Origin of the sequence: Achromobacter sp. UBA4530 (assembly GCF_002388205.1) — a bacterium.
GTDB classification, from domain to species: Bacteria; Pseudomonadota; Gammaproteobacteria; order Burkholderiales; family Burkholderiaceae_B; genus Achromobacter; species Achromobacter animicus.
In genome coordinates this window covers 14,509-38,175 of the sequence record NZ_DGMA01000027.1, presented here as the reverse complement: position 1 = coordinate 38,175, position 23,667 = coordinate 14,509, and the positions used below count along the sequence as shown (strand labels likewise).

General features: G+C 66.7%; 24 protein-coding genes. 8 read left to right on the top strand and 16 right to left on the bottom strand.

Features of this window, described 5'->3' with window-relative positions; genetic code table 11:
* From B2W22_RS20085 to B2W22_RS20060, 6 genes are all read right to left on the bottom strand, one after another.
* Positions 1 to 286, bottom strand: a 286-nt coding sequence (locus tag B2W22_RS20085; RefSeq protein WP_286939335.1) for a GntR family transcriptional regulator, incomplete at its 3' end; no start/stop codon positions are given.
* A gap of 33 nt (positions 287 to 319) precedes the next feature.
* On the bottom strand, positions 320 to 1,708 hold the full coding sequence (locus B2W22_RS20080) for an AtzE family amidohydrolase (RefSeq protein ID WP_286939333.1): 1,389 nt from the start codon (positions 1,706 to 1,708) through the stop codon (positions 320 to 322).
* On the bottom strand, positions 1,705 to 1,887 hold the full coding sequence (locus B2W22_RS20075; RefSeq protein ID WP_056563598.1) for a DUF4089 domain-containing protein: 183 nt from the start codon (positions 1,885 to 1,887) through the stop codon (positions 1,705 to 1,707). The genes B2W22_RS20080 and B2W22_RS20075 overlap by 4 nt, the downstream gene beginning before the upstream one ends.
* A 42-nt stretch (positions 1,888 to 1,929) precedes the next feature.
* Positions 1,930 to 2,751, bottom strand: a complete 822-nt coding sequence (locus tag B2W22_RS20070) for an ABC transporter ATP-binding protein (RefSeq protein ID WP_056563596.1) — start codon at positions 2,749 to 2,751, stop codon at positions 1,930 to 1,932.
* Positions 2,752 to 3,621: an ABC transporter permease gene (locus B2W22_RS20065; protein WP_414631993.1), complete on the bottom strand. Its 870-nt coding sequence runs from the start codon at positions 3,619 to 3,621 to the stop codon at positions 2,752 to 2,754.
* 3 nt (positions 3,622 to 3,624) lie between these two features.
* The gene (locus tag B2W22_RS20060; protein ID WP_175124262.1) at positions 3,625 to 4,632 is read right to left on the bottom strand and encodes an ABC transporter substrate-binding protein; all 1,008 of its coding nucleotides are present in this window, start codon (positions 4,630 to 4,632) and stop codon (positions 3,625 to 3,627) included.
* A gap of 255 nt (positions 4,633 to 4,887) precedes the next feature.
* Here B2W22_RS20060 and B2W22_RS20055 point away from each other — a divergent pair, with 255 nt between their 5' ends.
* Positions 4,888 to 5,799 (top strand): LysR family transcriptional regulator, encoded by a 912-nt coding sequence (locus B2W22_RS20055; RefSeq protein WP_175124261.1) that lies wholly within the window; start codon positions 4,888 to 4,890, stop codon positions 5,797 to 5,799.
* 7 nt (positions 5,800 to 5,806) lie between these two features.
* On the opposite strand, the gene B2W22_RS20050 is transcribed toward B2W22_RS20055, so the two are convergent.
* The 3 genes from B2W22_RS20050 to B2W22_RS20040 all read right to left on the bottom strand — a co-directional run bounded on the left by B2W22_RS20050 (position 5,807) and on the right by B2W22_RS20040 (position 8,695).
* On the bottom strand, positions 5,807 to 6,763 hold the full coding sequence (locus tag B2W22_RS20050; protein ID WP_286939332.1) for a Bug family tripartite tricarboxylate transporter substrate binding protein: 957 nt from the start codon (positions 6,761 to 6,763) through the stop codon (positions 5,807 to 5,809).
* Positions 6,764 to 6,860: 97 nt separating this feature from the next.
* The gene (locus tag B2W22_RS20045; RefSeq protein ID WP_175124259.1) at positions 6,861 to 7,661 is read right to left on the bottom strand and encodes a class II aldolase/adducin family protein; all 801 of its coding nucleotides are present in this window, start codon (positions 7,659 to 7,661) and stop codon (positions 6,861 to 6,863) included.
* Positions 7,662 to 7,768: 107 nt separating this feature from the next.
* A complete protein-coding gene (locus tag B2W22_RS20040) occupies positions 7,769 to 8,695 on the bottom strand; it encodes a LysR family transcriptional regulator (protein WP_175124258.1) in 927 nt (308 codons plus the stop codon).
* Between the two features lie 202 nt (positions 8,696 to 8,897).
* On the opposite strand from B2W22_RS20040, the gene B2W22_RS20035 reads away from it, so the two are divergent.
* From B2W22_RS20035 to B2W22_RS20015, 5 genes are all read left to right on the top strand, one after another.
* Entirely contained in the window at positions 8,898 to 10,196 is a 1,299-nt protein-coding gene (locus tag B2W22_RS20035) for an imelysin family protein (RefSeq protein ID WP_175124257.1), read from the top strand.
* The gene (locus B2W22_RS20030; protein WP_175124256.1) at positions 10,193 to 11,710 is read left to right on the top strand and encodes a di-heme oxidoredictase family protein; all 1,518 of its coding nucleotides are present in this window, start codon (positions 10,193 to 10,195) and stop codon (positions 11,708 to 11,710) included. Before B2W22_RS20035 ends, B2W22_RS20030 begins: the two co-directional genes overlap by 4 nt.
* Entirely contained in the window at positions 11,710 to 12,798 is a 1,089-nt protein-coding gene (locus B2W22_RS20025; protein WP_175124255.1) for an imelysin family protein, read from the top strand. Before B2W22_RS20030 ends, B2W22_RS20025 begins: the two co-directional genes overlap by 1 nt.
* Positions 12,788 to 13,897, top strand: coding sequence for a DUF1513 domain-containing protein (locus B2W22_RS20020; RefSeq protein WP_286939331.1), 1,110 nt, complete (start codon positions 12,788 to 12,790; stop codon positions 13,895 to 13,897). The genes B2W22_RS20025 and B2W22_RS20020 overlap by 11 nt, the downstream gene beginning before the upstream one ends.
* 207 nt (positions 13,898 to 14,104) lie before the next feature.
* Entirely contained in the window at positions 14,105 to 14,941 is an 837-nt protein-coding gene (locus B2W22_RS20015; protein ID WP_175124253.1) for a mechanosensitive ion channel family protein, read from the top strand.
* A gap of 185 nt (positions 14,942 to 15,126) precedes the next feature.
* Here the strand turns inward: B2W22_RS20015 and B2W22_RS20010 are convergent, their stop codons facing one another.
* Positions 15,127 to 15,888, bottom strand: coding sequence for an IclR family transcriptional regulator (locus tag B2W22_RS20010; protein WP_105239793.1), 762 nt, complete (start codon positions 15,886 to 15,888; stop codon positions 15,127 to 15,129).
* A 161-nt stretch (positions 15,889 to 16,049) separates the two neighbouring features.
* Here B2W22_RS20010 and B2W22_RS20005 point away from each other — a divergent pair, with 161 nt between their 5' ends.
* The gene (locus B2W22_RS20005) at positions 16,050 to 17,039 is read left to right on the top strand and encodes a Bug family tripartite tricarboxylate transporter substrate binding protein (protein ID WP_105239792.1); all 990 of its coding nucleotides are present in this window, start codon (positions 16,050 to 16,052) and stop codon (positions 17,037 to 17,039) included.
* Positions 17,040 to 17,156: 117 nt separating this feature from the next.
* Here the strand turns inward: B2W22_RS20005 and B2W22_RS20000 are convergent, their stop codons facing one another.
* Entirely contained in the window at positions 17,157 to 17,933 is a 777-nt protein-coding gene (locus tag B2W22_RS20000) for an RNA methyltransferase (protein WP_286939330.1), read from the bottom strand.
* Between the two features lie 129 nt (positions 17,934 to 18,062).
* On the opposite strand from B2W22_RS20000, the gene B2W22_RS19995 reads away from it, so the two are divergent.
* On the top strand, positions 18,063 to 18,848 hold the full coding sequence (locus tag B2W22_RS19995) for an inositol monophosphatase family protein (RefSeq protein WP_105239790.1): 786 nt from the start codon (positions 18,063 to 18,065) through the stop codon (positions 18,846 to 18,848).
* A gap of 133 nt (positions 18,849 to 18,981) precedes the next feature.
* On the opposite strand, the gene B2W22_RS19990 is transcribed toward B2W22_RS19995, so the two are convergent.
* The 5 genes from B2W22_RS19990 to B2W22_RS19970 all read right to left on the bottom strand — a co-directional run bounded on the left by B2W22_RS19990 (position 18,982) and on the right by B2W22_RS19970 (position 23,665).
* Positions 18,982 to 19,980, bottom strand: coding sequence for an FAD:protein FMN transferase (locus tag B2W22_RS19990; RefSeq protein ID WP_286939329.1), 999 nt, complete (start codon positions 19,978 to 19,980; stop codon positions 18,982 to 18,984).
* Between the two features lie 64 nt (positions 19,981 to 20,044).
* Positions 20,045 to 20,554: a nitrous oxide reductase accessory protein NosL gene (locus tag B2W22_RS19985; RefSeq protein WP_286939328.1), complete on the bottom strand. Its 510-nt coding sequence runs from the start codon at positions 20,552 to 20,554 to the stop codon at positions 20,045 to 20,047.
* Positions 20,551 to 21,381 (bottom strand): ABC transporter permease, encoded by an 831-nt coding sequence (locus B2W22_RS19980; protein WP_175124248.1) that lies wholly within the window; start codon positions 21,379 to 21,381, stop codon positions 20,551 to 20,553. Before B2W22_RS19980 ends, B2W22_RS19985 begins: the two co-directional genes overlap by 4 nt.
* The gene (locus B2W22_RS19975; protein WP_286939327.1) at positions 21,378 to 22,283 is read right to left on the bottom strand and encodes an ABC transporter ATP-binding protein; all 906 of its coding nucleotides are present in this window, start codon (positions 22,281 to 22,283) and stop codon (positions 21,378 to 21,380) included. The genes B2W22_RS19980 and B2W22_RS19975 overlap by 4 nt, the downstream gene beginning before the upstream one ends.
* Positions 22,280 to 23,665: a nitrous oxide reductase family maturation protein NosD gene (locus B2W22_RS19970; protein ID WP_286939326.1), complete on the bottom strand. Its 1,386-nt coding sequence runs from the start codon at positions 23,663 to 23,665 to the stop codon at positions 22,280 to 22,282. The genes B2W22_RS19975 and B2W22_RS19970 overlap by 4 nt, the downstream gene beginning before the upstream one ends.
* Between the last annotated feature and the right edge of the window lie 2 nt (positions 23,666 to 23,667).

The following is a 23,667-nucleotide window of genomic DNA, read 5'->3' as shown; positions in this document are numbered from 1 at the left end:
CTTCCAGCACGCTGCGCAGCTCATAGAAATGATCCAGCGTTTCAAAATCCAGCGGCTTGACCAGCCATCCATTGCGTTGCCGCACCTCCAGATAGCCTTCGCGCTCTAGCCGGAACAGCGCTTCACGGACCGGCGTCCGGCTGACCTGAAGCCGGTCCGCGATCTCCGTTTCGGTGAAGCGGTCGCCCGGCGCCAGCCGGAACTCCAGGATGTCACGCTTGAGCGTGGTGTAAGCGGAGTCGGCCAGCGTGCGCGGCATGTCGATGGCGGCGAATGCGGATTCCATGTCGAAGCTCCAGGCGTTGCGGTGTAGGGAACGTCAGGCCGGCCGCGTGCGTGCCGCGCCAGCCTGCTCCAGCGTGTGGGCCGCACGCAGGCAATCGGCTTCTCGCCAGGGCGCGGCGATCAGTTGCACGCCGAGCGGCAGGTGGCCGTCTTCGTCCAGTTCCGGCCACGTGGGCGCCGTGCAGACTGGCAGCCCGATGGCGGAAATGGGTTGCGTCAATAGCCCCATGCTGGCGCGAGCGGGCAGTTGCTTGCCCGCGAGTGTCAGCCAGTCCGCGCCGATGGGCGTGGCGCTGATGGGGGTGGCGGGCGCGATCAGCACATCGTATTGGTCGAAAAGGGCCAGCGCCTCGAGGTAGGCGCGATGGCGCACGCGCTGCGCCTGCTGCACCCAGGCTGCGGGGACGAGGCTGCCGGCGACCAGGCGGTCGCGCGAGTGCGGTTCGTAGTAGTCGTAATGCGTGACGAGCCGGCGGCGGTGCAGCGCGCCGCCTTCCGCCGCGGTGATGATGAAGGCGGCGGAGCGCGCCTGCACGGCGGCCGGCATGTCGACCACGTCGGTCGCGCCCAGGGCGCGTGCGGCGATTTCCACGGCGCGGCGCGCCTGGGGACCCGCCCATTCCGAAAAGTAGCCGCCCAGCACCGCGACGCGCAGCCGTCCATTGCCTTCCGCGATGGCCGGCAACGTGGGCGCCGCCGGGCGCTGCGCGCAGGCGACGTCCGCGGCATCGGGGCCTTGCAGTGCGTCGTAGGCGGCGGCCAGGTCGCTGGCGCTGTTTGCAAACGGACCCAGATGATCCAGGCTGCCCACGAACGGGAAGGAACCCGTGCGCGGCAGGCGGCCAAAGGTGGGCTTCAAGCCGAAGACGCCGCACAGCGAGGCAGGCACGCGGATCGATCCGTTGGTGTCCGACCCCAGGGTTAGCGGCACCAGCCCGCCGGCGACGGCGGCGGCGCTGCCGCCGGACGAGCCGCCCGCGATGCGCGAGGTGTCGTGCGGGTTGCGGCAGGCGCCGTAATGGGTGTTTTCCGTGGTGAAGCCGTAGGCGTGCTCGTCCATGTTGAGCGCGCCGATCAGCACGGCGCCCGCCTCACGCATGCGCTCGACCAGCAGCGCGTCGCGCCGAGCGGGCGGGTTGGAGGCGTTGACGCGCCCGCCGGCCAGCGTGACCTCGTCGGCGATATCGAAGAGATTCTTCACGGCGTACGGCACGCCCGCCAAGGGCGGCAGCGTTTCGCCGCGTGCGCGGCGCGCGTCGATGGCCAGGGCTTCCTGCCGCGCGCGGCTTTCCGTGACGGCCGTGAAGCAGTTGTAGCGGGGATCGCGCTCGCGCACGCGGGCAAGCGTGGCGTCCAGCACGGCGGCGGCGCTGCGTTCGCCGCTGCGGACCTGGCGGGCGATGTCGTGAGCGGGGCCGGTCACGGACGGAACACCGAAGCGGATTCCAGTTCCACGGGCAGCGGCTCGTCGGCGAAGGTCGACGCGATGTCGTGGATGCGCGAGAACTGCTGCACGACCTGCTCGGCGGCGGACTCGCGCAATGCATATCCCGACAGCGCCAGCGCGCTGCGCACGTATTGGTCGATGGTTTCCTGTGTCATGGCGAATGCTCCCGGTATTGGCTTGGGATTAATAGCGTGGAATCACTTGCGCACTTCGCGCTGGAAGATTTCCAGGCTCAGTTTCTTCATCTGGATGAAGCTTGGCTCGGACAGCGTCTCGACCGTGCGAGGGCGCGCGTCCGTGTAGTCCAGGATCTCCGCGACGCGCGTGGGGCGCTTGGTCAAGAGCAGCACCTGATCCGCCAGGTACACCGCTTCCTCCAGGTCATGCGAGACAAGCAGCATGGTCGTGCCGGTCTGCAGGAAGACTTCCTGCAGCTTTTCCCGGATGAACAGCGTCATCTCGAAATCCAGCGCGGAAAACGGTTCGTCCAGGAACAGCACCTCCGGTCCGGGGGCCAGCGCGCGCATGATGGACGCGGTCTGCTGCTGTCCGCCCGACAGCTCGTACGGATAGCGGTTCAGGTCGAACTTCACGTCGAACGACGCCACCAGTTCCTCGACCCGCGCATCGACCTGGGCCTTGCTGCGGCCTTCCAGGCGCAGCGGGTAGGCAATGTTGTCGATGGTGCGCAGCCACGGAAACATGGCTTCGCGGTAGTTCTGGAACACGTAGCCGATCTTGGTCTGCGCCAGCGACTTGCCGTCAAACAGGATCTCGCCCGAATCGATGGGGATCAGGCCGGCGATCATGTTGATCAGCGTGGACTTGCCGCAGCCGTTGGGACCGAAGACCGAGACGATCTTGCCCTTGGGGATGTCGAGGTTGAAGTCTTCATAGAGCGGCCAGCCGGCGAAATACTTGGTCAGGCCGCGGATGGTGATGTGCGTGCCCAGCGGGCCGGGCTGGAAGGGCGCGGCGGCTGGCGCGGGGGCGATGACGGGGTTGATGACGGTAGACATTTATCGGCCGCTCCAATGAACCACGCGCTTTTCCAGCACGAGAAAGAGAATGTTGAGCACATAGCCGAGCGCGCCGGCCGCCAGGATCGCGGCGTACATTTCGCGCACGTTCAGCACCTGCTGCGCATTGATGATGCGATTGCCCAGGCCGCTGTCCGAACCGATGAACATCTCGGCCACGATCACGATGACCAGCGCCATCGACACGCCGCTGCGCAGGCCGACAAACGTGGGCTGCAGGCTTTCCCAGATCAGCACGTCCTTGAAGATCTGCCAGCGCGACGCGCCCATCACGCGCGCCGCCATCACGCGCTGCTTGCGGGCGTTGATGACGCCGTACGCGCTGTTGAACAGGATCACCAGCACGGCCGCGAAGGCGGCGATGGCGATCTTGTTCATGTCGGTCACGCCGAAGATCATCAGGAACAGCGGGATCAGCGCGGAGGACGGCGTGGACCGGAAGAAGTCCACCAGGAACTCGACGCTGCGGTAGGCCTTTTCATTGCTGCCGAGCAGCACGCCCAGCGGCACGCCGATCACGCCGGCCATCAGGAAGGCCTGAACGGTGCGGTTCAGCGACGACAGAAAGTCAGCCAGCAGCGGGCCGCCCGCCATGCCCTTGACCAGCGCCACGATGGTCGCGCTGGGCGTGGGCAGCAAAACCGGACTGACAAGCTGCAGGCGGACCACCAGGTCCCACACCACAAAGAGCGCGAGCGGGCCGATCAGCGGCAGCAGGCGCGAGGTGTCGAACTTGCGCGGCGGCTTGGACATGGCCGGTTGCGCCTTGGCGGGCTGCGTCTTCGCCGGCGCGGGGGCAGAGGCCTGGGAGGGGGCGGGCGTGGCGCCCGTAGCCGTGGTTGCGGTCATGGATCAACCCTTGTAGAGCATGGTCGAGACGTCGACCTTCTGCGCGAAGACGCCCTTGTCGGTGAACAGGTCGAAGAACTTCTGGAAGTACTGCACGTCGCTGGGCGTGAACTCGTTGTGCAGCGTGTAGGCGGCCAACGGCACTTCCTCGGTCATCGGGCCTTCGATGGCGGTGTAGCCCTTCAGGAAGGGGCGCGCCTCTTCAGGCTTGGTGCGGATCAGTTCAATGCCGCGCGCATACGCGGCGATGAATTTCTTGCTTTCCTCGGGATGCTTCTTCAGGAAGGCGGTGGTCAGCGAAGCCGAACCGCCGAACCACGGCGCCATCGGATCGCCCAGGACGTATTTGGCGATGACGCCGGTCTCCAGGACGCGGGTCGTGCCGTTCAGGCGGCCCACCGTGCCCGTGGGTTCCAGCGTGTAGCACGCATCCAACTGGCCGGCGGCAACCGCGGCGACGTGCTGGCTGATCGCCAACTCGACCACGGTTGCCCCCGTTGCGCCGGCGCGCTCCAGGACTGCTTTGGCCAGCGTGGAATTCTGGATGCCGGGACCAGAACCGACCTTTTTCCCCTTGAGGTCTGCGATGGATTTGATGGGACTGTCTTTTGCGACGATGAACTCATCCAGCACGTTCTTGGCGTTGCTGGGATTGGACGCAAAAATCTTGAACAGGCCAGGCGAAGCGATCTCGCCGATGGCCAGGTTGGCCGAGCCCGTGCCGTTGGCGCTGCCATCGGCGCGGCCCGCAAGCATGGCTTCCATGACCTGCTGCGCGCCCGCGAACTTAAGCGCTTCGACGTTCAGGCCGGCTTCCTTGAAATAGCCTTTCTCGATCGCGGCGTAGAACGGCAGGCCAGCGGCCACGGGCCAGAAGCCGATGCGGATGACCGGACCCGATTGCGCGCGCACCAGCGCCGGGGCGGCGAGCGTCGCCGCGCCCATGGCGGCGCCCTGGATCAGGCGGCGGCGGGTGGCGTTGAAGGCGTAGGGTGCATTGCGATGGATCATGTAAGGCTCCTGGGCGGCTTGATTGGGGGCGCTTGTAGACAAGCTTGCATACCAGTCATCAAGCAATAGCCGTGCCAGGTTTTGCGCGGGGCGGCTTCTCCCATGACGCCGGGTCACGCCGCCTCAGGCTGGTGCCCGGCGTGAACCAAGTTGGTGCGGGGCGCACCACATAAGGGGACATAACGTGTCCTCTCGCCGTGTCCGCTCGCCGGCAATGACGCGCCGCAGCTGCTGCGTTGGCAGTAGCATCGGCGCATGAACACGCGTTTTGTCGAAGCCTTTCTGTGGTCCGCGCGGCTGGGAAGTTTTCGCGCCGCGAGCGACCGCCTGCATATCACGCAGGCGGCCGTGGCCAACCGCATCGCATCGCTGGAAGAGGACATCGGCGCGCGCCTGTTCGAACGTGACGCCAAGGAACTGAAGCTCACGGCGGTCGGTACGCGGCTGCTGGATTACGGCGAGCGCCTGCTCGAGATCCGCCAGCAGATCCTGTCGCTGGGCAAGCGCGGCGACGAGGTCGCCGGTCTGGTGCGGATCGGCGCCATCGAGACCGTGGTGCATACGTGGCTGATCGGCTTTCTGACGAACCTGCGGTCCACGTATCCCGGCATCGAGGTCCAGCTGACGTCCGAGACGGTGCGCGCCCTGCATCGCGGGTTGCGCGAAGGCACGCTGGATATCGCGTTCCAGACCGACGTGCTGAACGACACGGGCATCATCAGCATGCCCTGTCTGCCGATGGAGCTGGGCTGGGTTGGGCCGCCAGGCAGCGAGGAGACGATGACGGCGCACGATCTGCTCGGCGAGCCGGTGCTGACGATGAGCCCGGGATCGCAGCCGCACGAGGCGCTGAAGGCGCTGTACCGCGAGGTCGGCATGCCGCAGGGCAAGGTGCATTTCGTCAGTTCGATCTCGGCGCTGGCGCGGCTGGTGCGCAGCGGCTTCGGCCGTGCGCTCGTGCCGTTGCCGCCCATGTACGAGTACGTTGCGCGCGGCGAGATCCAGGTCATCCGCACCGATCTGCCGGTGCCGCCGCAGCTATTGGTGGTGAGCTATCTGGAAAGCGGCGGCTCAGACGCGATCCGGCTGGTGGCGGAACTGGCGTGCCGCGCCTCGGATCAGTTCACGGCCGCCGTCGTGGCCCCGGGTATGGGATCAGCCCATTAACCGAGCGTCAATGCGCCTGCGGGTCGAACTTGCGTACCAGCACGGCCCACTTGTCGTGCTCGCCCTTGATGAACGTGGCGAATTGCGCTGGCGTGCCGCCGACAGGCTCGGCGCCTTCGCGAATCATCTGTTCGTTCAGTGCGGGCAACGAGGCGTTTACTTCGCGGTTGACCAATTCCACCACCTGCTGCGGCGTGCCCTTGGGCGCAAAGAAACCAAACCACGAGCCGGCGTCAAAGCCTGGATACCCCGATTCGGCGATGGTCGGCAGTTCGGGCAGGGTGGCGGACCGCTGCAACGTGCTGACCGCCAGCGCGCGCAGCTTGCCCGAACGGATGTGGCCGATCACGGACGGAATGGTGGCGAACATGAAGTCGATGCGGCCGGCCAGCAGATCGTTGACCGCGTCCGCGCCCTTGTAGGGCACGTGCGTGGCGTTCACCTTCAGCTCGTCCATCAGCATGTAGCTGGACAGGTGCGAAGACGTGCCCACGCCGGTCGAACTGTAGTTCAGCTCTCGCGCGCCCTTGACGTATTTCAGGAAGCCCTGGATGTCCTTGGCGGGCGAGGAGGGCGGCACGACCAGCACGTTGGGCACCGTGGCGATCTGCACCATCGGGACCAGGTCGGTCAGCGGGTCGTAGTTCAGCTTGTTCAGCGTGGGATTGACGGCGATGGGGCCGACCGAGTTCACGATCAGCGTGTGCCCGTCGGGCGCGGCGCGCACCACGTATTCGGTGCCGATGTTGCCGCCCGCGCCGGGCTTGTTTTCCACGACGAAGGGCTGGCCCAGCTTCTGCGTCAGCGTGTTCGTCACGCTGCGCGTAAGCGTGTCGGTGGTGCCGCCGGGCGAGAACGCCACGATGACCTTGACCGGCTTGTCGGGGTAGCCGGCGGCGCTGGCGGGCGCGATACAGGCGCCCGCCAGCGCCGCGCAAGCCAGCAGGGCTTGGGCAGTGTTCATGAATGTCTCCTCGCGTGGTCGTTGTCGTGTGGGATATCGCGCCGTGCCGCCACGCCGGCCGGCGCTGGAAATGTTCAGGGGGATTCCGGGCGCGGGCTCAGTCCCGGTAGCCAGGGTCGATGCGGTCCAGCTTGCGCAGCAGCGCGGGCCACTCCATGACGCCATACGGGCGGCGCGTGCCGGGCTGGTAGTTGTTCCAGGTGGCCTCCAGGACGGGCGGCGGCACGGCTTGCAGCGGGGCGCCCGTCGCCATCGCCGCCAACTGCGAGCGGCAGGCCAGTTCCAGGCGGTGCATCCAGTTGAAGGCCTCGCCCACGGTGCGTCCCACGGTCAGCGCGCCGTGATTGCGCAGGATCAGCGCCTCGCGCTGGCCCAGGTCCTCGAGCAGCGACGCCTGTTCCTCGGTGCCCAGCACCACGCCCTGGTAGTCGTGATAACCGATCTTCAGGAAGCGCATGGCCGTTTGCGTCAGCGGCAGCAGGCCGCACTCCAGCGACGACACGGCCATCGATGCCCAGCTGTGCGTGTGGATGACGCAGTCCACCTCGTGCCGGTGGGCGTGGACCGCGCTGTGGATCACGTAGCCGGCCTTGTTGATGCCGTAGTCCAGATCGCCGAAATCGGGCTTGGACAGAATGGTGCCGTCCACGTCGACCTTGATGAGGCTGGACGCGGTGATCTCCTCGTACATCATCCCGTAGGGGTTGATGAGGAAGGCGTTGTCCTCGCCGGGCACGCGGGACGAGATATGGTTGGCCATCATGTCGGCCATGCCGTAGAGCTCGACCAGGCGATAACAGGCGGCAAGGTCCACCCGGGCCTGCCATTCCGCTTCGGAGCAGTGCGCCCGCATGGAGGAAATGCCCAGCCGGCCGGGACGAGAGGGGGAAGTGGTCATCGGATTTCGTGAAGGTTGATCGTCGCATGCACCGCGCTGCGACTTGATGTGGATCAATTTATCTTCAGAAAATCCAACCGCCTAGGCATCCCGAGGCTATGGGGGCATCACGAATCCAGAAGGGTTGCCCCCGGCCAGCCGCCGTGCCGGACCAGCCCGCGCATGGCGTCCAGCAGCACCACGCGCGCGGCCAGCGCGGCGGGCGACAGCTCGTCGTCACTGATGCAGTAGATGTGGTTGCGGCGGAACAGATACGGATCATCGATGGGATGCATGCTGAGCAGGCCGGTCTCGACGCGGGCCACGGCCGCGCCGGGCTGGATGGTCGCGATCGGATGGGCCTGCACCAGGTCCATCAGCGTCGTCAGGCCGTCGACCTCGACGCCGATCCAGGGTTCGATGCCGGCCCGCTCGAAGGCCGCTTCGACCCAGGCGCGCAGCCCATGCGCCTTGCTGGTGACGGCCAGCGGCAATCCGGCCAGATCGGTCATACGGACTGGCTCGCCATCGGGTCGCTCCACCATGCCGCGCGGCGCCAGCAGGAACAGACGCTCGTCGAGCACGGGCACCACGCTGCGGCCTTGCGCGGTGTCGTTCTGGAACAGCACGGCCAGGTCCAGCCGGCGGGCGTTGAGCAGGTCGCCCAGATTGCCCGAAAGCCCCTCGACCAGATGCAGGCGCACGTTGGGATAGCGCTCGGTCATGGCGGCGTAGAACGGGCGGGCCAGCAGCGACGCAGTGGTGGGCGCAAAGCCGACGCTGACGGTGCCGGCCAATCGCGCCTCGCGCGCGGCCGCCACGGCGCTTTCCGCGTGGCGCAGGGTCAGTTGGGCCTGGCGCAGGAAAGCGGCGCCGGCCGGCGTGGTGGTCACGCCGGTGGGGCTGCGCGTCAGCAGCCGCGTCGCCAGCTCGCTCTCCAACCGGCTGATCTGCTGGCTGAGCGCCGACGCGACCACCCCGAGGTCGCGCGCGGCGCGGCCGATGCTGCCCAGCTCGGCGACGCGGACGAAGTAACGGAGTTGGCGCAGTTCCATGAGGCGATTTCCAGGCTGAAGAAAACGAGGCCGGCGGGGCCCCGGGTGACCTGCCGGAGCATACTTTTTCCGTTCAAAAATATGTCAGCTATCTGAACAACGCCTGAATATCAAACGAAAATTGTTTACACTCGCATCCACAAAATTCAAGCCGGAACGGGCCGCCGCGGGGGCGGGCCGTCCGAATTACGGGAGAAAGACGATGCGCAAGTTGCTTTTGGGTGCGGTGCTGGCCGCCGCGGTGTATGGCGGAGTGGCGCAGGCCGCCGTCGAACCCAAGGCCGTGGTCGCCACGTACTCCGACCTGGCGCTGGCCGGCTACGAGGATTCGCTGACGGCCGCCAAGAAGCTGCGCGACGCCATCGACGCGCTGGTCGCCAAGCCCAGCGCGGAAACCTTGAAGGCCGCGCGCGAGGCATGGATCGTGGCGCGCGTGCCGTATCAGCAGACCGAGGCCTACCGCTTCGGCAACCCCATCGTCGACGACTGGGAAGGCCGCGTGAACGCCTGGCCGCTGGATGAAGGCCTGATCGACTACGTCGACGCCTCCTACGGCACGGAAAACGACCAGAACGCGTTCTACGCCGTGAACGTCATCGCCAATTCCAAGATCTCGGTGGGCGGCAAGACGGTCGACGTCAGCAAGATCACGCCCGAGCTGCTGTCCGACGTGCTGCACGAGGCCGACGGCAACGAGGCCAACGTGGCCACGGGCTATCACGCGATCGAGTTCCTGCTGTGGGGCCAGGACCTGAACGGCACCGGCGCCGCGCCCGCGGACCGCAAGGGCACGCCGCAGGAGCGTCACTCGGGCAATCGCCCGCATACGGATTTCGATCCGAAACAGTGCACCGGCGGCAATTGCGAACGCCGCATTGAGTTTTTGAAGGCGGTGACGGATTTGCTGGTGACTGATCTCGAAGAAATGGTGGGCAACTGGAAGAAGGACGGCGCGGCGCGCAAGGCGGTCGAAGAGGATCCGAAGGCCGGCCTCATCGCCATGCTGACCGGGCTGGGCAGCCTGTCGTACGGCGAACTGGCGGGCGAACGCATGAAGCTGGGCCTGATGCTGCACGATCCCGAGGAAGAGCACGATTGCTTCTCGGACAACACACACAATTCGCACTATTACGACCAGATCGGCATCCGCAACGTCTATCTGGGTTCGTACACGCGCATCGATGGCAAGAAGGTGACCGGCGCCAGCCTGTCCGAACTGGTCAAGGCCAAGGATTCCAAGCTGGACGCCGAAGTGCGCGCCAAGCTGGACGCCACCGTCGCCGCCATGCAGGCCATGAAGACGCGCGCCGAGACGGTCGAGACCTATGACCAGATGATCGCGGAAGGCAACAAGGAGGGCAACGCGGTGGTGCAGGCTGCCATCGACAGCCTCGTCGCGCAAACGCGCAGCCTGGAACGCGTGATCGCGCTGCTGGACCTGGGCAAGGTCGCCATCGAAGGGTCCGACAGCCTGGATAAACCTGACGCCGTATTCAAGTGAAACTCGCATTAGCCGCCGTACTGGCGGCGTCGGTTCATGCCGTCGCCGCCGCCGCGCCCGCCGCTCCCGGCGGGCGTGACGATCTGACGCCCGAAGACCAGAAACGCGTCACCGCCATCACGGCGCCCACCAGCGATTTTTCGAAGGTCGAATCCTTCGAGACCATGCAGGCCGGCGCCACGACGACCAACAAGCTCATCAACGCCGACATCTTTTCGCAACCGTCGGCCAACATGAGCTTTGAAGGCCGCCAGGAGTTCATCGTCGGCAACGGCCTGTTCCGCAAGGATTGGGTGTCCGCGCCTTCGTCCACGCAGGCGTCCGACGGCCTGGGTCCGCTGTTCAACGCGCGCTCCTGTCAGGCCTGTCACACCAAGGACGGCCGCGGCACGGTGCCGGGCTTCGATCCGCTTGAACGCACGGATGCCGTCGCGCTGCTGCTGCGCCTGGCCGTGCCGGAAGGCGCCGATCGCGGGCATCCCAAGCTGGGCGCCGACGAGATTGCGGCCTTGCCCGAACCCGTCTACGGCGTGCAGTTGCAGAATTTCGCGGTCGCGGGCCTGCCGGCCGAAGGCCGCATGGAAATTGAATACGAAGCCGTGCCCGTGGCGCTGCGCGGCGGCGAGACCGCCACGCTGATGAAGCCCACGTATCGCATCGAGAACCTGGGTTACGGGCCGATGCGTGCGGACACGCAGATCTCGCCGCGGCTGGCGCCGCCGATGATCGGACTGGGCCTGCTGGAATCGATCCACGAGTCGGACATCCTGGCGAACGTCGGCGCGGACAAGCGCGACGGCATCGTCGGCAAGGCCAACTGGGTCACCGATGCGCGCACCGGCGCGCGCGTGCTGGGCCGCTTCAACCTGAAGGCAGGCCAGCCGACGGTCGAGCAGCAGAGCGCTGCCGCGTTCTCCAACGACATGGGCCTGTCCACGCCGCTGTTCCCCAAGCATTCCGGCGAATGCACGCCTGCGCAGACGAAATGCCTGGACATGCCGCACGGCGCGCAGCCGCGCTTTGGGCCAGAGGAAGTGCCGGGCAAGCTGATGGACTTCGTCACCATCTATTCGACCAACCTCGCCGTGCCCATGCGGCGCGATGCGGATGACGCGCGCGTGCTGGCGGGCAAGAAGCTGTTCTACGAAGCCAATTGCGTGGCCTGCCACGTGCCCAAGTACGTGACCAGCCGCAACGCCAAGCAGCCGGAACACCGTTTCCAGCTGATCTGGCCGTACACCGACATGCTGGTGCACGACATGGGCGACGACCTGGCCGACGGCGTGAGCGACGGCATGGCCACCGGCCGCGAATGGCGCACCCCGCCGTTGTGGGGCATTGGCCTGACCAAGACCGTCAATCCCAATGCGACCTGGCTGCACGACGGGCGCGCCCGCACGCTGCTGGAAGCCGTGCTGTGGCATGGCGGCGCCGCCAAGCCCGCGCGCGACCGCGTCGTCGACATGACGCCCGAAGAACGCGCGGACCTGATCCGCTTCCTGGAGTCCCTGTGATGGCCCGCCATTTGTTCATGCGCGCTGCGGCTGCGGCATTGATGCTGACGGCGCCGATTGCCGTGGTTGCGGCACAGGCCGCGCTGCCCGCCGACCTGGGCGAACGCCTGGCGCGCGACTACGCCCGGCCGGCGGTTGCGAAGATGACGGACGCCGCTGCCGCGCTGGAAAGCGCGCTGGGCGGCTGGTGCGCCAAGCCCGATGCGGCCGGCGCCGGGCGCGTCGGCGATGCGTTCAAGACGCTGGCGCACGCATGGTCGGGCGTCGAGATCCTGCGCTTCGGCCCGCTGGTGCAGGCCAACCGCTTTGAACGCCTGGCCTTCTGGCCCGACACGCGCGGCGTGATGCCCCGCCAGGTGCAGACGCTGATCGCGGCCAAGGATGACGCGCTGCTCAAGCCCGGCGCGCTGGCTGGCCGCAGCGTCGCGGTGCAGGGCCTGCCCGCGCTTGAGTACGTGCTGTACGGCGAGCCCGACCTGCTCAAGCAGACCGGCGAGCCCAGCTTTGCGTATGCCTGCGGCTACGCCACGGCCGTATCCGCCAATGTCGCCACGATCTCGCGCGACCTGGGCGAGGCCTGGGATGCGCAGGGCGAATTCGGGCGGCAGTTTGCCAAGCCCCAACCGGGCAATGACCTCTATCGCAGTTCGCAGGAAGTTGCCGCCGAAGCCATGAAGGCCCTGTCCACCGGCCTGCAGTTCGCGCGCGACGTGAAGATCGAGCCGGTGCTGGGCGATTCGCCGCAGGCCGCCCGTCCGAAGCGCGCGGCGTTCTGGCGCAGCGGCCTGTCGATGCGCCTGCTGGCGGCCAACCTGGATGCGCTGAAGGCGTTCTATGTGGCGGGCGGCTATCCCTTGCCCGCGGGCGAGGAATGGATGGATGCGTCGGTGCGCGGCGAATTGTCCAGCGCCGCAGAGACGCTGCGTGCGGTGCCGGCGCCGCTGGACCAGGCGCTGGCGGGCGAGGAAGGGCGCCGCCTGCTGGTCCTGGCGTCTCTGACGCTCAAGAACGCGAAGGCCATCGTTGACGAGAACCTGGCGCCTGCTCTGGGCGTCACCATCGGCTTCAACGCGCTCGATGGAGATTGACCGGCGCCGCTTCCTGGCGCTGGCCGCGGCGCTGGGCCTGTCGCCTTCTGCGGCGCGCGCCGCGCTGCCGGCCGATGGCGGGCAGCTGTACCTGACCGCGCGCAAGCGCGGCGGCCGCGATGAAGCCGTGGTGCTGGACGGGACGGGCCGCGATCGCCTCACGATCCCCATGCCCGCGCGCGGCCACAGCTTTGCGATCGACGCCACCGCGCAGCGCGCCGTGGTGTTCGGCCGCCAACCCGGCTTTTTTGCGCTGGGCTTTTCGCTGGAAGGCGGCGAGCCCGCGGCCTTGCCGCTGCCCGATGACCGGCATTTTTTCGGTCACGGCGCCTTCGTGCAAGGCGGCCGCCTGCTGGCCGCCACGGAAAACGACTTCGAAGGCGGACGCGGCGTGCTGGGTCTGTACGACGCCACCCCCGGCGGCGGCTACCGGCGCGTGGGGGAGTTCGATTCCGGGGGCATCGGACCGCACGAGGTCGTGTTGATGCCCGACGGCAAGACGCTGTGCGTGGCCAACGGCGGCATCCTGACGCACCCTGACTACGGCAAGCTGGAACTGAACCTGGACACCATGCGGCCGTCGCTCGCGTATATCGACGCGGCCTCGGGGCAACTGCTGGAGAAGGTGGAGCTTGCGCCGGCGCTGCACCGGCTGTCGATCCGGCACCTGGCCCTGGCGGTCGATGGCGCGGTGTGGTTCGGTTGCCAATACATGGGCCCGGCCGCCGATCGTCCCGCGCTGGTCGGCCGCCATCGCCGCGGCGCGGCGCTGGAACTGTTCGACGGCCCGGCCGAGACGCTGCGCAACATGCGCAACTACGTCGGCTCCGTCACGGTCGACGCCGCCGGTGGCATTGTGGCCACGTCAAGCCCGGTTGGCGGGCAGGTGATCTACTGGGAGGCCGCCAGCGGCAAATGCCTGGGCGTCACTGCACTCGCCGACGGCTGCGGCGTCGCGCCTGCCGTGCAAGGGGGCTTTCTGATCAGTAGCGGATTGGGCGCGATGATCCGCGTTGACGCGCCAGGCAAGGAAAGGCCGGTCCTGCCGCCATCGCGTGACATGTCCTGGGACAACCATTTCCGCATCGTGCCGGCGTAACGCCGCTTTGCCTGCCGGCGCGGCAAGACCTATGCTGCATGTCTGACCGATTCGGGTGTCAGACACCGGAATCAGTCTTACGCCGTACGCTGCGGCGGCACGCGCTGCTCCGCTTTACAAAGCCTGACACTCCCGTCGGGCGCTGCGCCGCTTTGTGCCAGCCGCTTCTGATACATTCTGCCGTCGATTTTTTTCGCAGGAGGTTCCATGGATGAGGCCGTAAAAGAGTTCTATATCTGGGCCCCGAGGCTGATGGATATGGGCATCAATCTGCTCGTCGCCTTGCTCATTCTCGGTATTGGCTGGTGGGTGTCGTCGTTGCTGGGCAACTGGGTTCGCCGGGCCGCTACGCGGTCGCCGAAGATCGATCCCACGATCGTGCCCATGTTCTCCACGACCGTGATGTGGGCGGTGCGCATCTTTACGGTGATCGCGGTGCTGGCGCGCTTTGGCGTGCAGACGGCCAGTCTGATCGCCGTGCTGGGCGCCGCGGGTCTTGCCGTCGGTCTGGCCTTGCAGGGCACGCTGCAGAACATTGCTGCCGGCATCATGCTGCTGATCCTGCGTCCGATCCGCGCCGGCGAGTACATCGCGCTAAGCTCTGGCGCGGATGGCACGGTCGAGGAAGTGGGCCTGTTTCTGACGCGCCTCGTGCAGGGTGACGGCATCCACATGACACTGCCCAACAGCACGGTCTGGAACGCCACGATCACCAACTACAGCCGCAACAAGACGCGCCGCCTGGACATCCCGGTGCCGGTTCGCTATGGCGATGACCTGGATGCGGTGGTCGCCAAACTGCAACAGATCGTGGACGCGCGTCCCGATGCGTTGAAGGACCCGGCCCCGCAGGTGAAGGTGTTCGACTACAAGGAAAACGGCGTCACGGTGAACGTGCGCGTGTGGGCCGAGTCGAGCAAGTATTGGGAGCTGCGCTGGAGCCTGTACCAGGAGATCCGCCGCTCGCTCGAAGAGGCCGGTTTCCAGGCCCCGATCCCGCTGCGCGAGATCCAGAACCCCAAGACGGGCGCAGCTGCTACCTGATTGCGGGTCTTGTTTCGTCAGCCATGAAAATGGGCGCCTCGTAGGAGGCGCCCATTTTTATGTGGCGGCGAGATGGCGTGCACCAGCAAGGCGTGACGGCATGACCGCTTCTCGATCCTTCGGCTTCCCGGCTTAACGGCCTGGATGCGTGACCACGACTCAGCCGCGCCCCGGCACCTTGCCAATCAGGCCGGCATCGCAAGCCGCGCCAGTTCCGTCTTGATCCAGCCCGCGATCTCGCGCTGTCGCTGCGCGGGCATGCGGTCGATGATGGCGGTGACGCTGACGGCCAGCAGAGGCGCGCCCTGCGCGTCCAGCAGCGCGCAACCCACGCCCAGCGCGCCACGCACCGCGTGGTTGCCCACCACCGAATAACCGCGCGCGCGCGTGTTTTCGATGAGGCGGAACATTTCCTGGGGCGTCATGCCGCCGTACTCGTCCAGCCTGCCCGAATTACGTTCCACGATGCCGCGCGCGATGTCGTCGGGCAGGGCAGCCAGCAGCGCCATCCCGCCCGATCCCACACCCAGCGGCTGGCGCTTGCCCGCATAGGTGGCAAGGATTTGCACGGGATAGCTGCCGATTTCGCGATGCAGGCTGATCGAATCGTCTTCCTCGCGCACCACCAGGAACACGGCGTCGCCGGTGCGGTCGGCCAGGCGGCGCAGCACGGGGAGCAGTTGGCGCACCCGCGGATCGCGGGAACGCGTGTCCGGATCGACGGCAAGCTGGGCACGGTACTTCTTGGTGCCCGCGACCGGCAGCACGAGGCCCGCGTCGAGCAGGGCGGCCAGCAGTCGGTAGATAGTGGGCCGCTGTATGCCGGTCAACCGGGCGATATCGGTCACGCTCAGGCCGTCCGGTCCCTGGTCGCGCAGGGCGGCCAGAACGGCGAGGCCGCGTCGCAGAGTACGTGGGCCGGCGGCCGCGGCATCGCTGTCTTGCATGCAGATCTCTGAAAACTAAGGGTTATCAACGTACGGACGAGGGAAAACCATCGTCCGTAGGGTGGACTCTACCTTGATGGCCAGCGCATGTATAGCGCAGAATGCGTTCATCCAATAATTCAAATCGTCCATCTAATGGACAGTACCTGCACGGAGACACTATGACTACAGGTCACAAGCCTGGCATGCGGCGTTTGGCCGCCACCCTTCTGGCCACCGCCGCAAGCGCATTTGCAATGGGTTCCGCCCACGCCGCCTATCCCGACAAGCCCGTCCGCATCGTGGTCGGTTTCTCGGCCGGCGGCACCACCGACGTGATCGCCCGCATCATGGCCAAGGAACTGACCGAGTCGCTCGGCCAGTCCTTCGTGGTTGAAAACAAGCCGGGCGCCGGCAGCAACATCGCGACTGACCAGGTCCAGCGCGCCACGCCGGACGGCTACACGCTGCTGTTCGTCGCAGTGACCAGCGCGATCAACCAGACCCTGTACAAGAACGTTTCGTTCGACCTGACGAAGGACTTTGCTCCGGTCGCCCTGGGCGCCAAGGTCCCGAACATCCTGGTGGTCAATCCCCAGGTGCCGGTCAAGTCCGTGCAAGAGCTGGTCGACTACGCCAAGAAGAACCCGGGCAAGCTGGCTTTCGCCTCGTCCGGCAGCGGCACCTCCATCCATATGGCAGGTGAGCTCTTCAAGATGAAGGCGGGCATCGACGTGCTGCACGTGCCGTACAAGGGCAGCGCCCCGGCCATGACCGACCTGATCGGCGGCCAGGTGCAGTTCATGTTCGACAACATGCCGTCGGCCTGGCCGCACGCGCAATCGGGCAAGCTGAAGGCGCTGGCCGTGACCACCGCCGACCGCTCCAAGAGCGCGCCGGATCTGCCGACCATGAAGGAATCGGGCTTCACGGACTTCGACGTGTCGTCGTGGTTCGGCCTGCTGGCCCCGGCCGGCACGCCGCCGGAAGTCATCAACAAGCTCAACGCCGCCATGCAGCAGGCGCTGGACAAGCCTTCCGTGCAGACCAGCTTTGAAAAGCTGGGCGCCGTGGGCGTGAAGACCACGCCGGCCGAATTCGGCCAATTCATCAAGTCGGAAGTCGAAGGCTGGGCACCCGTGATCAAGGCCTCGGGCGCCACGGTGGACTGATCGGCGTCCCTGCCGGTTACACGCCGGCAGTTGGCACAGTAAAAAGGGACGGTCATGGACCGTCCCTTTTTCGTGCGTTGCCCGCCAAGGGCGAATCCAGCCGGTTCTTCGGACCCGCTATTTCTTCTTGGCAGCGTTCAGCATCGCCGTGCAGACCCCGCGCATCATGTCGACCTCGTCGCGGGTCAGCGCCAGGCGGGAGTACAGATGGCGCATGCGCGGCATCAATTTCTTGGGATGGGCCGGGTCGAGGAACTGTACGCCGACCAGCGCTTCCTCCCAGTGCGCCAGAAACGCCTGGACCGCCTCGCTGGAAGCCGGCTCCGCGCCACGCGAAGGCTCCTGCGCGGTGGAACGCGGCAGGAGTTCGGCGCCCTGGTCCACCAGCAGCGCATAACGCAACTCCCAGGCGGCCAATTGCAGCGCCTGGGCGACGTTCAGCGAGCTGTACTCGGGATTGGCAGGGATGTGGCAGATGCGGTGGCACAGCGCGATCTGCGCGTTCGTCAGACCGGCGCGCTCAGTGCCCAGCACAACGGCGGTCACGCCCTCGGCCGTGTCCGCCAGGTGGGCGCAGGCCAGGTCGGCTGCCTGCCGGATGTCGCAGGGCGGGGGACCCAGGTCGCGCACCCGCGCGGTTAGCGCGAATGCCAGCGTGACGGGCGCCAGGGCTTCTTCCAGCGACGGATAGATGCGGGCGTTCTCAAGCACGTCCAGCGCGCCGCTGGCCAGCGCCACGGCCTCCGGCTGGCTTGTTACATCCGCGAATTTGGGGTCCACCAGAACCAGTTCCGAGAAGCCCATCGTCTTGATCGCACGGGCCGCGGAACCGACGTTTCCGGGGTGGCTGGGGTTCACCATTACGAAGCGAACACGTGAAAATGCTTGAGTCATTTAAAATGGCACGTTTGGCTTCGTGCCTTCCTGGTTTTTTGAGTCGATTTCCCCGCGGGGGCGACGGCGTGCCGGGGGGCGGCAAGCGGCCTATCATCAAGCCAACTCATCGCATACGTACGGAATTTTATGCACCCGATGCTCAACATCGCCATCAAGGCGGCCCGGCGTGCCGGCACCATTATCAACCGTGCCAGCATGGATTTGGAACGACTCAGCGTGGCTCGCAAGGGGCCGCGCGATTATGTCACGGAAGTCGATCGGGCCGCCGAAGAGTCCATCGTCGAAACGCTGCGCGCTGCCTACCCTGACCACGCCGTCCTGGGCGAGGAGTTCGGTCTGCAGGGTCCGGACCAGGCGGAATTCCAGTGGATCATCGACCCGCTGGACGGCACCACGAACTTCATCCACGGCCTGCCCAACTATGCCGTGTCGATCGCGCTGACGCAGCGCGGCCAGGTCACGCAAGCGGTCATCTATGATCCCTCGCGCAACGAACTCTTCACCGCCAGCCGTGGCAGCGGCACGTTCCTGAACGACCGCCGCGTGCGCGTCTCGGGCCGCACCCGCTACCACGACGCGCTGCTGGGCGCGCACTGGCCCAACGCCGGCGATCCCGAACAAGGCTCGCAGCGGTTCCGCCAGATGGCCGAAGGCGCCACCGGCGTGCGCCGCCTGGGCTCGACCGTGCTGGATCTCGCCTACGTGGCCACCGGCCGCCTGGATGGGTTCTGCGGCGTAGGCCTGAAGCCGTGGGATGTGGCGGCGGGCAGCCTGATGGTGCTGGAAGCGGGCGGTCTGGTCGCTGACTTCGACGGCGAACAAGGCTGGATGGACAGCGGCAACGTCCTGGCCGCCAGCCCCAAGATCTTCACGCAGATGCTCTCGACGCTGAACCCGCCCTCGGCGGCCTGATCGGCGCGGCGGGCAGTAAAAACCGGCCATGAAGGCCGGTTTTTCGTGGTCAATGCAAACCGGCCGTGAAGGCCGGTTTTTCATGGTCAAAGCAAACGGGCCCTGGCGGCCGGTTTTTTCATGCGGCGCGCAATCAGGCTTCGCCGGTCTGCGCTACCAGCTGTCCATCTGGCAACACCATCCACGCCTGCACACCCAGGCTGCGCACCAGCGCGGCGGTGCGTTCCAACGGCATGTTCGAGAACGCCGTGGACAGGGCATCGGCAGTTGTGGCGGTGGATGCCATGACCGACACGCTGCGATAGAGCGGCCGCGCCCGACCGGAGTGCGGATCGAACAGGTGCGAATACTGTCCCGCGGCATCCAGCGGCGTGCCGTAGCCGCCGGAAGTGGCAAGCGCCTGGTTGCTGATCGGCACCTGCGCCAGGATCTGGTCCGGCGACATGGGGTCGGCCAGCCCGACGCGCCAGCCCGTTGCGTTGGCCGTCGCATCCAGTCCGCGTATCTCGCCCATGTCGACCAGCGCGCGTTCGAGCCCGGCGTTGCGAAATAGGTCGGTCACGCGGTCGGTGATGTAGCCCTGCGCGATGCCGTTGAGCGTCAGCGCCATGCCCGGCTGCAGGTCGATGCGCTGCGGGTCGATCTTGATGTCCTGGTACGACACGCATCGCAGCGCCCGGGCGATGTCTGCCGGCGCGGGACCATCCTGGGACGCGCCAGACCGCGCGAAGTGATCTGCGTACACGCGCCACAGCGGCTGCACGGACGGATCAAAGAGGCCTCCCGTCAGGTCCGCGTAGTGCCGGCTTTCGCTGAGCAGGCGGACGAGGTCGGAGGGGGGATCGACCAGAAACCCCTGGCGGTTCAGGATCGACAGCGCACTGTCGTCGCGGTACAGGCTGAACACGCCCTCGAGGCGACGCAGTTCCTGCAACGCCCGCTCGATGAGCTGTTCGGCAGCCTGGCGGTCGGGAAGGTACAGCCGCAATTCCGCGTCCGCGCCTAGCGCCACGCCTTGCCAACGCGTCGGCGTGATGGCCGCGTGCGCGCGGCGCAGGAAGCTGGGAGCGAGGGCCAGCGCGGAAGACGCGGCGATGATGCCGAGGAAGCGGCGGCGGGCGGGAGGGTTCATGGCGATATCGACTGATTAAGGCGCGATTGGCGCGGGCTCATGAGGCAGGTCGGAGGGCTTGGCGCTATTGCGCAAACACATAGTCCTCGGGCACGTCGGCAAAACGCACGACACGCCCCCCGTGGGTCTGGGCGAAGGCGAGCGCGCGCGTTTGATCCGAGAACGGAATGGCGTCTTCGGCGCCCATGCCGCCGATGAAGCTGGAGTCGATGACGTAGAAGGCTTGCCGTGCGTCGACCCATGCTTTCAGATCCACCGCGCCATCGGGACCGGCGGCCGCCATGTCGTTGACGTAGATGGCGGCCAGACCCTTGGGTTCTTCGGGCAGCAGCGTGTAGGCGAAGACCTGCTTGATGGACGAGAACCACACCGGCGCGGCGCGGCCCTTCACGAATATCTGGCCCTTCGGCCCTGCATGGTCCAGCAGCATCATGCCGCAGTAGTGGCCGACGGCGTCGGCGGAGACGGCCTGCGGCGCGGGTGGCGGCGCGGCGGGTTCGTCGCCGCCGCAGGCCGAGACCGCCAGCACGATGGCCGAGAAGGCCGCCATTGCGGCCCAACGTTTCAGCGTCATAGCTGTTTCCTCCGAAAGCAGAAGGCGGCCAGCAGAAACGGCACCGCGATCCACAGCAATTGCGCCGCCACCAGCAGCGGCACGGGCATGTGGGCCTGGTCGCTGACGCCGGCCATGCCCGCATACATGGAAATGTTCTCGAACCCGGTCAGGTTCAGCAGGCGGTAGACGTCGGACGGATTAGCCAGCAGCAGGGCATTGAGCATGCCCGGCGTGACGTGGCGACCCTGGTCCGCGGCCAGCACGCCCAGGAGGCCCATGTCGTAGATGACGACAAAGAACAGCCAGACGCCCAGCGCGATGCCCGCCGCGGTGGCGCGTTCCCGCACCAGCGTGCTGATGAGGTAGCCCATTGCCAGAAAGCTGGCGCCCAGCAGGACGCTGGCCCCGATCAGCATGGCGAAGGGCCGCCACGCGCCGGCGTCCATGCCCCCGTAGACCCATTGCAAAGCCAGCCCTGCCGACCCATACCCCGCACCGGTCGCGATGGCCAGGATGGCCAGGTGCCCGATGAACTTGCCCATGATGACCTGCCAGCGCGACACCGGATAACTGAGCAGCAGCGCCATGGTGCCGCGGTCGACCTCGCCCACGATGGCGTCATACGCCAGCAGCATCGCGATGAGCGGCACCAGGAAGATGGACAGGCTGGACAGGCTGACCACCGTGACGGTCAGCGGATCGACCTTGACTGCACCGGTGGGGGCGCTGCCCAACAGGCCGAGCGCGAGCGCCAGTGCGGCCAAGAGGAGCGATGTGGCAAGGACCCAGCGATTGCGCAGGCCGTCGCGGATTTCCTTGCCGATGATTGTGCTTACGGCGTTCATGCGTCTTCCCGTTCAAGCAAATGGGCGTAGATGTCGTCCAGCCCCGGGACCTGGATGTCCAGGTCGCTGATGGGCGCCCCGATGGCGCCGATGCTACGGATGGCCTCGACCTTGTCCGATTCGTGGCACAGGCGTTCGTAGCGGTTGGCGTCGACCTGGCGCCAGGCCGAGGAGGGCGGGGCGGATGCGTTGTCCGGCCCGAGCGTGACGCTGATGCGGATGGGCAGCCCGGTGTCGCGGCGCAGCGCCGACATGCCGCCGTCGGCGATCTTCACGCCCGCCTTCATGACGACGATGCGGTCGGCGTGGCCGGCCAGCTCCGACAAGGCGTGCGTGCTGAGGAGAATGGTGGCGCCGCTTGCGCGCAGTTCGTGCACGATCTCGTAGAACTTGAGACGCGACGCCGGATCCAGGCCGGTGGTGGGCTCGTCGAACAGGAGGATGCGGGGCGCGCCGAGCAGCGCCTGGGCCAGCGCCAGCCGTTGGCGCATGCCTTTTGAATAACCGCCCACGCGGCGGTGCGCCGCGCCGGAGATCCCCACTTTCTCGAGCAGATCCGCGTTGCGCGACACGGGTTGGCGCTTCAGGCGCGCGTAAAAGGCCAGGGTCTCGGCGCCCGTCATCGCGGGATGCAGCGCCACGGTTTCGGGCAGGTAGCCTATCCGGTCACGCAGGCGCGCGGCGGCCGGACTGTGCGCGTCCTGGCCGAAGAGCGTGACGCGCCCGTGCGTGGGTCGGATGAGTCCGAGGATCAGCTTGATGAGGGTGCTTTTGCCCGCGCCGTTGTGCCCGGCCAGCGCCACGCATTCGCCTTCGCGCAGGTCCAGGTCCAGGACGCTGATCGCCCTGTGGCCGCCATAGTGTTTGCTGACGCCCGCAAGCGTCATCAGTGGGTTGCTCATTGATTGTCCTCGGCACGCTTCGCGCCGTTTTTTGCGACGGAGTTGGCGGCGCTTTTTGCATCAGGCGATGCACCGGGCTTCGCGTTGGCCATCGCACCGCCATAATCGATTCGTTCCCGCACAGGCTTCATCAGCGGCTTACTGTCGATCACGCCGCCTGGCAGGATCGCGGGGAACTGCGATTGCGCCCAGCGCACTACCGAAATGGCGGGGCTATTGAGCAGAATCCGCGCGGCGGGCGCCCGCCACAACAACTGGTCCACCACGTCGTTCGGGCGGTAGGCCGTGTCGGCGATGCCGTCGCCGTCCAGGTCGAAGGCCGTGTTGTCGCTCCAGTAGTTGCCGCGGCCGTTGTCCGACCATTCCATCACCCGCGTGCCCACATACTTGACCTGGTTGCGGTTGTTGATGAAGGCATTGCCTGAGATCCGGTTGCCCTCGGAGCCGGCGGTGAAGTGGATGCCGATGTCGCAGTTGGAGAAATGGTTGTCCGCAAAGCGGTTTTTGTTGGCGTTGTAGATGAACACGCACTTGCCCGCGCCATCGACGGTGTTGCCGGAGATGTCGGAGTTGTTGGCGTAGTTCATCATCAGCCCCTGCTCCACGTTGTTCACCGCCACGTTGCCCGTAACGACCAGGCGGTGCGAGTACATGATGGCGTAGCCGATGTCGTTGCCGGTGGACAAGTTGCCACTGATCTCGCTGTCGTTCGTGTACATGTAGTGCACGCCATAGCGCAGGTCATGGAAACGATTGCCGGTGAACCGGTTCTGCTTGCTGGTGTTCACGAAAACGCCGTCGCGGCCGGCGGAGATGTCGTTGTCCACCACCGCGCTGCCCGGCGTGTTCCATAGCGACACGCCGTTGCCGCGCTCGGCCACGCGCAGTTCCTGGTTGCCGACGATGCGGTTGCCGCGCACCATCGCGTCCTGCGGGCCCCATACATAAACGCCGAACAGGTTATCCAGGATGTCGTTGTGTTCGACCACCGCGCGGTGCGCGGTGCGGTCCAGAAAGATGCCCGCGTCCATGGCGGGCAGGTCCAGCCCGGAGCGCGTGACGGTCAGGTTGCGCAGCGACACGTCCGCGGCCTTGACCCACAGCGTGCGTCCTTCGCGGGTGCCGGCAATGATGGCGGAGCGGTCCTGCGGTCCTTCGATGACGAGGGGTTTGTCGATGACGATGGCGCCGGGGTAGGTGCCAGGCGCCAGCCGCAGCGTGTCGCCGGGCTGCGCCGCGGCCACGGCCTGCGCCAGGTCGGCGCCTGCGGCGACCTCCAGGGTGGCGGCCGCGGCCGCCCCGTGCAGGGCCGGGCCGAAGCCGGCCAGCACGAAGCCGGCCGCGGCCCACGCCGCGTTTCGCAAGGTTGCGATGGCAGCCATGG